Annotated in this window: 12 protein-coding genes; 9 read left to right on the top strand and 3 right to left on the bottom strand. The window is 70.1% G+C overall.

Annotation, left to right across the window (positions count from 1 at the left end; all coding sequences use genetic code 11):
• The first annotated feature begins 25 nt into the window (after positions 1-25).
• Both JO379_RS21180 and JO379_RS21175 read left to right on the top strand, forming a co-directional pair.
• On the top strand, positions 26-4,030 hold the full coding sequence (locus tag JO379_RS21180) for a DUF6531 domain-containing protein (protein ID WP_307842093.1): 4,005 nt from the start codon (positions 26-28) through the stop codon (positions 4,028-4,030).
• Between the two features lie 50 nt (positions 4,031-4,080).
• Positions 4,081-4,350 (top strand): hypothetical protein, encoded by a 270-nt coding sequence (locus JO379_RS21175; RefSeq protein ID WP_307842092.1) that lies wholly within the window; start codon positions 4,081-4,083, stop codon positions 4,348-4,350.
• A gap of 3 nt (positions 4,351-4,353) precedes the next feature.
• Here the strand turns inward: JO379_RS21175 and JO379_RS21170 are convergent, their stop codons facing one another.
• Entirely contained in the window at positions 4,354-4,863 is a 510-nt protein-coding gene (locus JO379_RS21170; protein ID WP_209516404.1) for a MepB family protein, read from the bottom strand.
• Positions 4,864-4,993: 130 nt separating this feature from the next.
• On the opposite strand from JO379_RS21170, the gene JO379_RS21165 reads away from it, so the two are divergent.
• Together JO379_RS21165 and JO379_RS21160 are read left to right on the top strand one after the other, a co-directional pair.
• Positions 4,994-5,176 carry a hypothetical protein gene (locus JO379_RS21165; RefSeq protein WP_130879541.1) on the top strand — a complete coding sequence of 61 codons (183 nt, stop codon included), beginning with the start codon at positions 4,994-4,996 and terminating at the stop codon, positions 5,174-5,176.
• Between the two features lie 148 nt (positions 5,177-5,324).
• Positions 5,325-6,533: a PLAT/LH2 domain-containing protein gene (locus JO379_RS21160; RefSeq protein WP_242626282.1), complete on the top strand. Its 1,209-nt coding sequence runs from the start codon at positions 5,325-5,327 to the stop codon at positions 6,531-6,533.
• A 40-nt stretch (positions 6,534-6,573) separates the two neighbouring features.
• Here JO379_RS21160 and rocD read toward each other — a convergent pair whose 3' ends face one another.
• Complete coding sequence (rocD, locus tag JO379_RS21155; protein WP_130879539.1) at positions 6,574-7,779, bottom strand: ornithine--oxo-acid transaminase; 1,206 nt, start codon at positions 7,777-7,779, stop codon at positions 6,574-6,576.
• A 101-nt stretch (positions 7,780-7,880) separates the two neighbouring features.
• On the opposite strand from rocD, the gene trpS reads away from it, so the two are divergent.
• The 3 genes from trpS (at position 7,881) to JO379_RS21140 (ending at position 10,857) form a co-directional block, all read left to right on the top strand.
• The gene (gene trpS, locus JO379_RS21150) at positions 7,881-8,894 is read left to right on the top strand and encodes a tryptophan--tRNA ligase (protein WP_165451595.1); all 1,014 of its coding nucleotides are present in this window, start codon (positions 7,881-7,883) and stop codon (positions 8,892-8,894) included.
• A gap of 176 nt (positions 8,895-9,070) precedes the next feature.
• Entirely contained in the window at positions 9,071-9,670 is a 600-nt protein-coding gene (locus JO379_RS21145; protein WP_130879537.1) for a 2'-5' RNA ligase family protein, read from the top strand.
• Between the two features lie 167 nt (positions 9,671-9,837).
• The gene (locus tag JO379_RS21140) at positions 9,838-10,857 is read left to right on the top strand and encodes a YihY/virulence factor BrkB family protein (protein ID WP_130879536.1); all 1,020 of its coding nucleotides are present in this window, start codon (positions 9,838-9,840) and stop codon (positions 10,855-10,857) included.
• On the opposite strand, the gene JO379_RS21135 is transcribed toward JO379_RS21140, so the two are convergent.
• Complete coding sequence (locus JO379_RS21135) at positions 10,766-12,013, bottom strand: D-alanyl-D-alanine carboxypeptidase family protein (RefSeq protein ID WP_307842091.1); 1,248 nt, start codon at positions 12,011-12,013, stop codon at positions 10,766-10,768. The two genes, JO379_RS21140 and JO379_RS21135, sit on opposite strands and share 92 nt — an antisense overlap.
• A gap of 112 nt (positions 12,014-12,125) precedes the next feature.
• On the opposite strand from JO379_RS21135, the gene JO379_RS33380 reads away from it, so the two are divergent.
• Entirely contained in the window at positions 12,126-12,404 is a 279-nt protein-coding gene (locus tag JO379_RS33380; RefSeq protein ID WP_229822222.1) for an SCO4848 family membrane protein, read from the top strand.
• A 102-nt stretch (positions 12,405-12,506) separates the two neighbouring features.
• Positions 12,507-14,069, top strand: a complete 1,563-nt coding sequence (locus JO379_RS21130) for an ABC transporter substrate-binding protein (protein WP_372449100.1) — start codon at positions 12,507-12,509, stop codon at positions 14,067-14,069.
• Positions 14,070-14,071 lie beyond the last annotated feature (2 nt).

Below are 14,071 nucleotides of genomic sequence, written 5' to 3'. Positions count from 1 at the left end.
GGGGAAACCCGAGTTCACCGACCGTGTGCCGGACGACTTCGCCGACTTCCGCACGGCGTCCGCCGACACCGGCCTCCATGTGGTGGGAGGCGCGACCAAGGGGGCCGCGGGCGTGGTGAAGTTCGCCCGCGGCGTCTTCCCCCTCGACCCGTACAACGTGACCCACCCCGCCCTCTATCTGGACCACCTCAACTCCAGCGTGGCGGGTCTGGTCACGCTGGCGAACCATCCGGACCGGGCGCCGCAGGCACTGCTCGGCGACGGCTGGGGCAAGGACCCGAGGGAGGCGACCGGACGCCTCGGCTTCGACCTGACCTCGGCACTCGCGACCGGCGGCACGAGCGCGGCGGGCAGTGCGGGACGGCGGGCCGTCGCCGCCGGGGCCAGGGAGACGGGCAAGGAGGGCGCGGAGAGCCTGGCCCGCAGGGAGCTGGGCGGGGACGCGCGCGAACCCGCGCGCACGGACGGCACGAAGTCGACCTGTGAGACCGACCCGGTGGACCTGGCGACCGGCAAGATGTTCCTCTCCCAGACCGATGTCGCGCTGCCCGGCACGCTGCCCCTGGTGTTCCGCCGGCGGGTCCAGTCGGGGTACCGGCTGGGGCGGTGGTTCGGCCCCTCCTGGTCGAGCACGGTCGACCAGCGGCTGGAGATCGACGCGGCCGGTGTGGTCTTCGTCCACCAGGACGGCCTGCTGCTGGACTATCCGCACCCGGCGCCCGGTGTCCCCACCCTGCCGGTCGAAGGCCCTCGGTGGCCCCTGGAGAACGCGGCGGACGGCGGGTACGTCGTCACCGATCCGGTCGGCGGTCGCACCTGGCACTTCACACCCCACGGCGACGGACTGGCGCTGCTGGACCAGATATCCGACCGCGGTGGCCACTGGATCACCGTCGAACACGACACCGACGGCACCCCCACGGCCCTCGTGCACGACGGCGGTTACCGCGTCCGCGTCTCCACCGAAGCCGGTCGCGTCACCGCCCTGCACCTCGTCGGCGCGGGGCCGGGCGGCACCGACACGGAGATCGTCCGCTACGGCTACACCGACGGTGATCTGACCGAGGTCACCAACTCCTCGGCTCTGCCACTGCGGTTCACGTACGACGAGCACGGCCGGGTCACCTCCTGGACGGACCGCAACGACAGCCGCTACGACTACGCCTACGACCACGAGGACCGATGCGTCCACCAGACCGGCGTCGCGGGCCATATGCGCAGCACGGTGGAGTACGGGCCGCGCGACCCGGCGAGCGGACTGCGGGTCACCCGCGTGACGAACTCGCTGGGCCACACCAGCCGTCTCACCTTCAACGCGGCCCATCAACTCCTCGCCGAGACCGACCCGACCGGTGCGACCACCCGCTACCGGTGGGACCGCTACGACCGCCTCCTGTCGCGCACCGACCCGCTCGGCCGCACCACGCGCTTCCGCCACGACGAGGACGGGCGGCTGGTCGCGGTGGTCCGCCCCGACGGGCGCGAGGCGACGACCACCTACAACGCGCTGAGCCGGCCGGAGACGGTGACGCACGCGGACGGCACGACCTGGCGGCAGACCTTCGACGACGCCGGCCGCCGGACATCGGTGACCGATCCCTCGGGTGCGACCACCCGCTACGCCTACGACGCGCTCGGCCATCCGGCCTCGGTCACGGACGCCCTGGGCAGCACCACCCGCGTGCGGTGCGACCGGGCGGGGCTGCCCGTCGAGACCACCGACCCCCTGGGCGGCGTGACCACCTACCTCCGTGACGCCTTCGGCCGCGTCACCACCGTCGTCGATCCGCTCGGGGCGACGACGAGGCTGTCGTGGTCGGTGGAGGGCAAGCTGGTCCGCCACGTCGCTCCGGACGGTTCGGAGCAGTCCTGGACGTACGACGGCGAGGGCAACTGCACCACGCACACCGACGCCCTCGGCGGCGTCACCCGCTCCGAGTACACCCACTTCGACCTGCTCAGCGCCCGGACGGGCCCCGACGGCGTACGTCACGAATTCACCCACGACACCCGGCTGCAACTGGTGGAGGTCACGAACCCCCAGGGCCTGAAGTGGAGTTACACCTACGACCCGGCGGGCCGCCTCGCCGCCGAGACCGACTTCGACGGACGCACGCTCACCTACGCGCACGACGACGCGGGCCGGCTCACCGCCCGTACCGACGCGTCGGGGCGGACCATCGCCTACGAGCACGACGAACTCGGGCGGGTGGTCGCCAAGGACGCGGACGGCCAGGTCACGACGTATGCGCACGATCCGGTGGGCAGACTGCTGGAGGCGTCGGGGCCGGACACGACACTGCTGTACAGCCGTGACCGCCTGGGCCGCATCACGTCCGAGACGGCAGGCGGCCGCACGACCGTCTTCACCCACGACGCGCTGGGCCGCCGCACGCGCCGTGTCACCCCCACGGGCGCCGTCAGCACCTGGACCTACGACGCCGCGGGCCGCCGCACCTCACTCACCGCTTCCGGCCGCGCCTTCACCATGGAGCACGACGCGGCGGGCCGCGAGATCGCCCGCCACTTCGGTGAAGCGCTCACGCTGTCGCACGGCTGGGACGCGACGGGACGCCTCAACTCGCAGACGCTGACGGGCGAGGGCGTGGGAACGGTCCAGTCCCGGACCTACACCTACCGCCGCGACGGCAATCTCACGGCCGTGCACGACCACCTCTCCGGCCTCCATGCCTTCGACGTGGACGCGGCCGGTCGCGTCACCGCCGTATCGGCACCCGGCTGGTCCGAGCGCTACGCCTACGACGAGGCGGGCAACCAGACCGAGGCCACCTGGCCTGCCGGACACACGGGCCCGGAGGCCCTCGGCTCCCGCTCGTACACCGGCACCCGCATCCACCAAGCGGGGCGCGTCCGCTACGAACACGACGACCTCGGCCGTGTCATCCTGCGCCAAAGGCCCCGCCTTTCCCGCAAGCCGGACACCTGGCGCTACGCATGGGACGCGGAGGACCGTCTCATCGCCGTCGTGACCCCGGACGGCACGCGCTGGCAGTACCTGTACGACCCGCTGGGCCGCCGCATCGCCAAACAGCGCCTGACCGACGCCGGGGACGTCGCCGAGCGGGTGGACTTCACCTGGGACGGCCCGACGCTGATCGAACAGACCACGACGACGTCGGGCCTGCCGAACCCGGTCACGCTCACCTGGGACCACGACGGCCTGCGCCCGGTCTCCCAGTCGGAACGCATAACGACTGCGGACGCGCCCCAGACGGAGATCGACAGCCGCTTCTTCGCCATCGTCACCGACTTGGTCGGCACGCCCAGCGAACTCGTCGACGAATCCGGGACGATCGCGTGGCGAAGCCGCGCGACGCTGTGGGGCACGACCACGTGGGCGGCGGACAGCACGGCCTACACGCCCCTGCGTTTCCCGGGCCAATACTTCGACCCGGAATCGGGCCTCCACTACAATTTCCACCGCCACTACGACCCGGAAACGGCGCGCTACGCATCGCCGGACCCGCTGGGCTTGGCGCCGTCGCCGAACCCGTCGGCGTATGTCCATAATCCGCTGACGTGGGCGGATCCGCTGGGGTTGGCGCCGTGCAAACCTGGGATCGTTGATCGCCTGAAGGGCATTTTCAACAGGCAATCAACAACAAGCCCGTCCTTCCCGGAATCGACGAACACCCAAAGTCCGCTGGCGCTAGGAGCTGCCCCGCCCGGAATCGGCGATATCGCACAGCTTCATGGCCCATTCCATAGGCTGGGGTCACCAACTCAAACAAGCGGCGTGACGGAGCAAGTGATGAGTTCAGGGGAGCTGTGGGGACGCGAGTCACGCTGGGGCGGAGATCCGATGGTGCAGGCACACCGTGGACCGATTCCCAGTACCGCAACGCCCGGTAGCTTCGAGTTCTACACATCCATCGAGCCCAAACCAGCAAGGAACACACCGCCCGGATACGCGGCATGGGAGTTGGGTCAACAGCCGGGCGTCAGAGGTTTCAATCAAGGCGGCGACGAATTCGCCTCGATTCCCGTATTCGTAACGGAGGTAAGGTAATTGTGAGGCGTATCCAGGCATCCGACTTCCATGGACGCCCACAGAAGTACGTGGCACAACTCGACATCACCACCGAGTATGCCGAGTCCCTGTGGGGCGAACATGAACTGTCCACAGACGACCTCGGACCGTGGCTGACTTTCGCATTCACCCTTGAGGACGGAACCCTGGCAGCCTTGGTTCGCGAGGTCCACAACGCGCCGAACCCGGGCTACATCCTGACAGTGATCGGCCCCAAGGAGTCGCGCGACGCTCTGACAGAATTCCTTACGGAATCAGGGCTCAGCCCAGAACGCGTGCTACATGAAGGATTCGACTGATCCTCACGCCCCATACAGCGCCCGCGCCCGATCCCCGTCCACAAACCCGTCGTCCCCCGGTACAGAAAGGAAGTACCGCGTCTGCCACCTCTGCGTGCCGCCCGCCTGGCGGTTCGTCGTTGTGACCCACGGCGGGTAGACGCGGAACGCGCGCTTCCCGCCGGCGCCGTCCGTCGATACGATGTCGCGCTCGCGCAGCACCTCCCGCGGGAAGACGAACTGCCCGAAGCGGTCGCCGTCCCGCACGCTGATGACGAAGAGGTCGACCGGGTCCGCCGCGTCGAAGGGCTGGATCGGGCCGCCTCCGATGCGCTTCCACACCGTGACGAACTGGCCCACCTTCGTGGGCGTCGTCTTCGCCACCCGGAATCTGACCGACCGGCCGCCGACCGTGAATGCGTGCGCCGCGTACTCGGCGCTCTCCGCTTCGGGTACCGGCTCCGAGCAGGTGAGCCCGTTCGGGTGGTACACCAGCGTCTTCGCCGCGAGCAGCTCGTCGTGGGGCGTCGTCATCACCTCATCCTGTCATCCCGCCGAAAGCGCGAAAACGCGCAAGCGCGCAAACGCGAGATGCGGCCCGTGGCCCGTCGTGTCAGCCTTTCCGCGAGACCGATCCGCGTCACCCGTCAGGGAGTGATCGAGCATGGGCAATGAAGAGAATGCGCGGGACAAGGCGCGGCAGACGTCCGACGACGCCACGTCCAAGGCTTCCAAGACCTCCAAGGCCAAGGAGCAGGCCGAGGAGCGGGCCCGCAAGGCCAAGCTGAAGGCCGACGAGGAGGACCAGCGGGCCCGGGAGACGTTCGACCGGGACTACGACGCCTGATACGGCGCCCGCACCCCCCTTATGCGACCGTTCGGGTCGATTTTATGTAAAGAATCCCGCCCGGCCGCGTGCCCCGCCCCGCATTCGCCACGATCCCTGGCGCCCTTTTCTCAACAGGAGCGTCAAGAAGGGGCTGATCGCAGTGTTGATGTACAAGGTCAGGATCGCCGTCGCCGACATCAACGAGGCCGGCACCGACGAGAAGGTGCAGGCGCGCCTGGTCTTCCGGGACGGCTGCTCGACGGTGTGGACCATGCTCGGTACGTTCCAGCGCGGTACCAGCCCCGCCTTCGACATCGTCCTCGAGCAGGACCTCGGCACGCCGACGGGGATCGAGCTGATGAAGAACGGCCCGGACAACCTCTGTCTGACGGCGATCGAGGTGATCTGCCCCGGCGGGGCCGTCGCCCGGTGGATCGGGGACGGCGGGGCCCGCGAGTGGCTGGCCCACGAGACCAGCGACCGCTACGACACGTACTTCGGCGTCCGGAGCCTGTTCGACCTCAGCCCGCCGGACGCGACGACCGCCATCGCCCGGCCGGCGGCACAGCCCGTCGCACAACCCGTCGCACAACCGGCCACCCCACCGGCCGTGCGGCCCGCCGCGCGCGCCGCCGCCGTGCACGCCGTGCTGCCCGTCCCCGACCATCAGCGCGTCGACGGCAGGAGCCGCTTCTGGGCGTTCAACGGCGACCACTACCGGCTGATCGAGATCTCCGACGGCCCCGACCGCACCGCCACCATCGTGGCCCGCGACCGGCCGATCTCGCAGTGTCCGGCGCTCGTCGGGCTCCCCGCCCTCGACACCATCTGGCCCGTCCCCGACCGCCAGCGCATCGGGCCCCTGGACGGCGGGGAGGGCACGGAACCCACGAGCGAGTTCTGGGTCTTCTCCGGCGACCGGTACCGGAAGATCTCCATCGAGGACGGGCCCGCCCACACCAACCGGGCGCTCGGCGAGGACCACCCGATCCGTGACTGGTCGGCCCTCGACGGGTTCTCGTTCCTGGACGCCGTCCTGCCCGTCCCCGGTCACCAGCGCGTCAACGGCACCAGCCGCTACTGGGTGTTCTGCGGCGACCGCTACCGGCTCATCGAGATCGAGGACGGCCCCGCCCACACGAACACCATCATCACGCCCGACCGCGCGGTCTCGCAGTGGGCGGCGTTCGAGGGCTGGACCCACGTGGACACCTTCCTGCCCGTCCCCGACCACCAGGGCGTGGACGACAAGAGCCGCTTCTGGGCGTTCAGCGGCGACCATTTCCGGATCATCGAGATCGACCACGGCGTGGGACACGCCGACAACCTCGTCTCCGGCGACCGGCCCGTCTCCCAGTGGGCGACGCTCACCTGATGGACGGCGTGGGGGCGAGCCACCCGCGCTCGCCCCCCCCTCACCCCTCCAGTACCGCCCTGAGCTGGTCCAGCCCCCAGTCCAGGTCCTCCTTGCTGATCATCAGCGGCGGCGCGATCCGGATCGTCGAGCCGTGGGTGTCCTTGACCAGCACGCCCCGGTCCATCAGCCGCTCCGAGATCTGCCGGCCCGTGCCGTGGGAGGGGGCGATGTCGACGCCCGCCCACAGGCCCCGGCCGCGGACCGCCTCGACCGCGCCGGTCCCCGCCAACAGGCCCAGTTCGTGGTGGAGGTGCTCGCCCAGCTCCGTCGCCCGCTGCTGGAACTCGCCGGACTTGAGGATCGCCACGACCTCCAGGGCCACCGCGCACGCCAGCGGGTTTCCGCCGAAGGTCGAGCCGTGCTCGCCCGGGCGGTAGACGCCCAGGACCTCCCGGGAGGCCGCCACGGCCGAGACCGGCACCACGCCGCCGCCGAGCGCCTTGCCGAGGATGTAGACGTCGGGCACCACGTCCTCGTGCTCGCACGCGAAGGTCTTCCCGGTGCGCCCCAGCCCCGACTGGATCTCATCGGCCATGAACAGCACGTTCCGCTCGGCGGTCAGCCGTCGTACGCCCGCGAGATAGCCGGCCGGCGGTACGAGCACCCCGGCCTCGCCCTGGATCGGCTCCAGCAGCACGGCGACGGTGTTCTCGTCCACCGCGGCCTCCAGCGCCGCCAGGTCACCGTAGGGGACGATCTCGAAGCCGGGGGTGTACGGGCCGTAGTCCGCGCGGGCCTCGGGGTCGGTGGAGAAGCTGACGATCGTGGTCGTGCGGCCGTGGAAGTTGTTGTCGGCCACGACGATCTTCGCTCGGCCGTCCGGCACGCCCTTGACGCGGTAGCCCCACTTACGGGCGGTCTTCACGGCCGTCTCGACCGCCTCCGCCCCGGTGTTCATCGGCAGCACCATGTCCTTGCCGCACAGCGCGGCCAGCTCGGTGCAGAATTCGGCGAACCGGTCGTGGTGGAAGGCGCGCGAGGTGAGCGTCACCCGTTCCAGTTGTGCCTTCGCCGCATCGATCAGCCGGCGGTTGCCATGGCCGAAGTTGAGCGCCGAGTAGCCGGCGAGCATGTCCAGATAGCGACGCCCCTCGACGTCGGTCATCCACGCGCCCTCCGCGGTCGCCACGACGACCGGCAGCGGGTGGTAGTTGTGGGCGCTGTGTTCCTCGGCGGCCGCGATGCTGTCTTGCGTGAAGGTCAACGTGTGCTCCGTTCGGTGTCGGGGCATGCTGCTCCTCACTTTCTACACCCCCACCCGTACCGCCGGACCGAGTCCGGTTCCGCACCTGAGAGAATGTGTGCATGGCCCTTGATCGTCCGCGCGCTCTCTCCGGTATCCAGCCCACCGCAGGCTCGTTCCACCTCGGGAACTACCTCGGTGCCGTCCGGCAGTACGTGGCGCTGCAAGAGACCCACGACGCCTTCTACATGGTCGTCGACCTGCACGCGATCACCGTGCCGCAGGATCCGAAGGAGCTGCGGGCCAACACCCGCATCGCCGCCGCCCAGCTGCTGGCCGCCGGCCTCGACCCGGACCGCTGCACCCTCTTCGTCCAGAGCCACGTGCCCGAGCACGCCCAGCTCGGCTGGGTGATGAACTGCCTCACCGGCTTCGGCGAGGCCTCGCGCATGACGCAGTTCAAGGACAAGTCCGCGAAGCAGGGCGCCGACCGCACCACCGTCGGCCTGTTCACCTACCCCGTGCTCCAGGTCGCCGACATCCTGCTCTACCAGGCCGACTCCGTGCCGGTGGGCGAGGACCAGCGGCAGCACATCGAGCTGACCCGCGACCTGGCCGAGCGCTTCAACACCACCTTCGGCGAGACGTTCACGATGCCGTCGGCGCACATCGTCCGCGAGACCGCGAAGATCTACGACCTCCAGGACCCGACGGCGAAGATGAGCAAGTCGGCGTCGAGCACCAAGGGTCTGATCAACCTGCTCGACGAGCCCAAGGTCTCCGCCAAGAAGATCAAGAGCGCGGTCACCGACACCGACACCGTGATCCGCTTCGACGCGCAGAACAAGCCGGGCATCAGCAACCTGCTCACGATCTACTCCACGCTCACCGGAACGGGTGTAGCGGAATTGGAGCAGAAGTACGAGGGCAAGGGTTACGGTGCGCTGAAGGTGGATCTGGCCGAGGCCATGGTGGAGTGGGTCACCCCGTTCCGGGCCCGCACCCAGGAATATCTGGACGACCCCGAGACGCTGGACTCTGTCCTGGCCAAGGGCGCCGAGAAGGCCCGCGCGGTGGCGGGCGAGACCCTCGCCCGGGTCTACGACATGGTGGGTTTCCTGCCCGCCAAGCACTGACAGCACCGGTCAGCGGGCCGGTGGTGACCGGCCCGTACCACCGGTGACGGGACGGTCACGGAGCGCGCGGGGTCTTCCGGTCCCGCGCGCGAAGGACCGAGTGACCTGGCGACAGGTGTGGCTCAGCCGCCACACTGGCCACGGGGACGTACAGGCTGCACAGGAGGGAGAACGCAATGGGGACCGTAACGCTCGGCGTTTCGATCGCGGTCCCGGAGCCGTACGGCAGCTTCCTCCAGAAGCGGCGCGAGGGCTTCGGCGACCCGCACGCACACGGCATCCCCACGCACGTCACCCTGCTGCCGCCCACCGAGGCCGACGACTCCTGCCTGCCCGCCATCGAGGCCCATCTGGCCGAGGTCGCGGCCGCGGGCCGGCCCTTCCCGATGCGGCTGTCCGGGACCGGTACGTTCCGCCCCCTGTCGCCCGTCGTCTTCGTCAACGTGGTCGAGGGCTCCGCCGCCTGCGCCTGGCTGCAGAAGCGGATCCGGGACACCGCCGGCCCCGTCGCCCGCGAGCTGCTCTTCCCCTACCACCCCCACGTCACCATCGCGCACGGCATCGCCGAGGAGGCGATGGACCGGGCCTTCGAGGAGCTGGCGGACTTCGAGGCCGCCTGGGCCGTGGGCGGCTTCGCGCTCTACGAGCAGGGCACGGACGGCGTATGGCGGCTGGAGCGTGAATACCCTTTCGGGCAGAGTGAGCAGGACGCGCCGCCCATGGCCACCGGCGTACCTCATCAGGGTGTGGTGCGCCCTTCCGCGCCCTCCCACTGACGGCGCCCTCCCACTGACGCGACGCCGACGCACCCGCCCGGACTCCGGCCCGCGCTTCTTCCCGCCCCTCCCCCGCGCCCCGCTCCACCGTCACACCCCCGGGATGCTGCCCGCTCACGCTTTCGGGGGACAGGGGTGTCCGGCCGTGAAGTGGTTAGGTGTCGTCCATGGACTGGTTGACCCGGCTGCCGTGGATCGGACCCCTGATCGTCCGGCTGATGCGCACCCATGTGTGGCGCTCCTACGAGACCCTCGACCGGGCGAATTGGGCCCGGCTGGCCGCCGCGATCACCTACACCAGTTTCCTCGCGCTGTTCCCTCTGATCACCGTCGGCGCGGCGATCGGCGCGGCCGTCCTCGACGACGCGCAGTTGAAGAAGCTGGAGGACAAGGCCGCCGAGCAGGTGCCCGGCATCTCCGGCCAGCTCGATCTCAGCACCCTCGTCGACAACGCGGGCACGGTCGGTCTCGTCGCCGGTGCCCTGCTGCTGGTCACCGGCGTCAACTGGATCGGGACCCTGCGCGAGTGCCTGCGCGCCGTCTGGGAGCTGGAGGAGGCCCCCGGCAACCCCTTCCTGCTCAAGGGCAAGGACGCGGCCGTGCTCGTCGGCCTCGGCGGGGTGGCGCTGCTGTCGCTCGGCTGCTCGGCGTTCGCGTCGGCGGCGGTGGGCTGGGTCGTCGAGAAGACCGGGCTCGCCGACGGCGGGGCCGGTGCGCCGCTGCTGACGGCGGCGGGCTTCGGCGCCGCCGTGCTCGCCGACTTCGTGATGATGCTCTACGTCCTGTCGCGGCTGCCCGGCGTCCTGCCCGAGCGGCGCCGGCTGCTCGTCGCCGCGCTGCTCGGCGCGGTCGGCTTCGAGCTGCTCAAGCTGCTGCTGAGCGGCTATCTGCAAGGGGTGGCCGCGAAGAGCATGTACGGGGCGTTCGGCACCCCGGTCGCGCTGCTGCTGTGGATCAACTTCACGGCCCGGCTGGCGCTCTTCTGCGCCGCCTGGACGGCCACCCCGCACGGCGAGGTGCCCGCGGCGCAGGACGGGGCCGAAGAGGTCTCCCCCTCCGGCCCCGGCTCCTCCCGCCCCGACTCCGACAGGAAGGTCAGCCCTGGCGCCGGCTCCGGTCCGGCAGCGGCCAGCGACGGTGCACGGCGAACCCCGCAACCGCCACCGCCACCAGCGAGGCCAGCGTAATCCCGACCGCCGTCCACATTCCGCCGCCCGATCCGGCGACCGAGGCCTGCGAGCTGTCCGCCGTGCCGGGGACACCGCTCCGGCCGGTCTTGTCGGCCACGCCCGGCGGCGGCACCAGATGGCCCACCGGCTTGACGTGCCCGGCCGCCTCGAAGCCCCAGTCCAGCAGGCGCGCGGTCTCCTTGTAGACCTCGTTGGCCTCCCGGTTCTCCGGGTTCATGACGGTGACCAGCAGCTTGCGGCCGTCGTGCTGGGCGACGCCGGTGAAGGTGTTTCCGGCGTTGGTGGTGCTGCCGTTCTTGACGCCCGCCATGCCCTTGTAGGCGGCCATCCCGTTCGCACCGGTCAGCAGCCGGTTGGTGTTCATGATGTCGAACGTGTCCCGCTTGCCGTCCTTCTTCGTCTCGCCGGGGAACTTCGCGTACGCCGTGGCGCAGTACTCGCGGAAGTCCGCCTTCTGGAGCCCGGAGCGGGCGAAGAGGGTCAGGTCGTACGCGCTGGAGACCTGGCCCTCCGCGTCATAGCCGTCGGGGCTGACGACGTGGGTGTCCTTCGCCTGGAGCGCCTCGGCGTGCGCCTGCATGTCCTTGACGGTCTGCGGGATGCCGCCGTTCATGGAGGCCAGCACGCGCACCGCGTCGTTGCCCGAGCGCAGGAAGACACCGAGCCACAGATCGCGGACGGAGTACGTCTGGTTCTCCTTGACCCCGACCAGGCTGCTGCCCTCGCCCATGCCCTCCAGGTCGGCGGGCTTGACCTTGTACTGCCGGTTCTTGGGGAACTTCGGCAGCACGGTGTCCGCGAAGAGCATCTTCAGGGTCGAGGCGGGCGGCAGCTGCCAGTGGGCGTTGTGCGCGGCGAGCACTTCGCCGGACTCGGCGTCCGCGACCAGCCACGAGCGGCCGGTGAGCTCCTTGGGCAGGGCGGGCGCCCCGGGGCCCAGCCGCACCTGGGTGCCCGGCTTGCCGAGCAGCTCACCGCCGACGGTGGACATCCGGGCGGGCGGCTGGGCGGGCGGGCGGCCCTTGTCGTCCTTCTTCTCGTCGGCCAGGGCCGGGGTGGCGGTGAGTGCGGGGAGCAACAGGGCTGCGACCAGAGCGGCGGCGCGGCGGCGCGGCGTGGCGCACCGCGGGGAGTGTGATGTCGTCGTCGGCACGTTCGTGAACGTACCTCCAGGTCCACGCCCACAGGAGGGCGCCTCACCGGCGCGTGCCCCCGGCGTGGACCCGATAGGACTATTGCGCGGGGCCGAACGCATACTGAAACCCATGCCGAACTCTTCCGAGGACTCCCCGCGCGCGGGTTTCACCCTCTCGCGCCCCGTGGCCTGGTTCCTGCTCGCCTTCGGGGTGTGGAGCTGGTTCATCTGGATCACTTTCGTCAAGAACCTCTGGAAGGACGGCAGCGGGCTCGCCTTTGACGACGCGGGCGATCCGACCGCGTACTTCTGGGTCCATCTGCTGCTCGCGATCACCTCGTTTCTTCTGGGGACGGCTGTCGGGGTCATCGGGTTGCGTGGCGTCAGGGCGTTGCGGCGCAGCTCATAGCCGACCGCCCGGGAGCACTTGACGATCACTTGGCCGATTCCCGGGACGTACGTCCGTTCGTGTGTTTAGGTGATGCGCATCACTGGGCGGAGGGGGCACGGGGTGCGCGGGGTCCGGGTTCGGACGGCTACAACGAGTGCGGTGGGCGTTTTACTGCTGGCGGTCGGCCTCGGAGGCTGCTCGCTCTTATCGCCGGAGGCGAAGAAACAGGAGCCGATCTCGGTCGGCACGACCGACACGGTCAGCTCGCTGGACCCGGCGGGAGCATACGACGCGGGCTCATGGGCGCTGTACAGCAACGTGTATCAGTCACTGTTGACCTTCTCGGCGGGCTCCAGCTCCCCGGTGCCGGACGCGGCGGAGCGCTGCGGCTTCAAGGACCAGTTACGCACGTACGAGTGCGTGCTGCGGCCCGGGCTGAAGTTCTCGAACGGGCGGGGGCTGACGGCGAAGGACGTGAAGTTCTCCTTCGACCGCATCCTGCGCATCAAGTCGGACCAGGGTCCCCGGTCGCTGCTGGAGACCCTCCGGTCGGTCGAGACCTCGGGCGACGCCCGGGTGACCTTCCGGCTGAAGGTGCCGGACGCCACCTTCCCGTTCAAGATAGCCACGGGCGGCGGGGCGATCGTCGACAGCACCCGCTACCCCGCCGACCGGCTCCGCACGGGTGACGAGGTGGACGGCTCGGGCCCGTACGTCCTCAAGAAGTACCGGCCGGGCGCGAGCGCCGAGCTGGCCCCCGCCGAGCACTACCGGGGCGGCATGAAACGCAAGGGCTCCCCTGTCGTCGTGCGCTACTTCGCCGATGCGGAGCGGATGAGCCAGGCGTGGCAGCGGCGGTCCATCGAGGTCGCCACGCGCTCGATGCCGCCGACGGACATCGCGGCGCTCTCCCCCGCCGACTCGGACGTGAAGGTCATGGAGTCCGCCGCGGCCAGCACCCGGAACCTGGTCTTCAATCTGCGGGACGGCTCGCCCGTGAAGGACGTCGCGGTACGCCGGGCCGTCGCCTCGGTCGTCAATCGCGAGGCCCTCGCCCGTGACGTCCACCGCCGGACGGTCGAGCCGCTGTACTCCCTCGTCCCCACGGGCCTCACGGGCCACACCACGTCCTTCTACGACCGCTATCCCCGGCCCGACGCGGCCAAGGCCCGGCAGTTGCTGCGGGAGGCCGGGATCAAGGTCCCCGTCCGCTTCGACCTCGCCTATTCGCAGGGCGCCGCCACGGACCAGGAGGCGACGCTGCTGAAGAAGCAGCTGGAGGCGAGCGGACTGTTCGAGGTGACCACCCGGCGCGTGGGGTGGGCGGAGTTCCAGAAGGGCTATGCCCGTGGGGCGTACGACGCGTACTGCGTCAGCTGGGTCGCCGACTTCCCCGACCCGGACACCTTCACCAGCCCCCTGGTCGGTGCGGGCAACGCCCTGCACTCGGGCTACTCCAGCCCCCGCGTCGACCGGCTGATCGAGGCGGGCCAGCGGAACGAGCAGCGCGGCCGGGTCGCGGGCACCTTCCGCGACATCCAGAAGATCATCGCCGAGGACGTGCCCCTCCTGCCGCTGTGGCAGAAGAAGGACTACGCCCTCAGCGACTCCGCCATCTCCGGCACGCAGTACCTCTCGGACGGCACGGGAACGTGGCGGCTGTGGCAGCTGGGACGCATCTGACG

Origin of the sequence: Streptomyces syringium, assembly GCF_017876625.1 — a bacterium.
In the GTDB taxonomy this organism is placed as follows: Bacteria; Actinomycetota; Actinomycetes; order Streptomycetales; family Streptomycetaceae; genus Streptomyces; species Streptomyces syringius.
The sequence above is the reverse complement of the archived record's forward strand: the minus strand, read 5'-3'. Positions and strand labels throughout refer to the sequence as shown.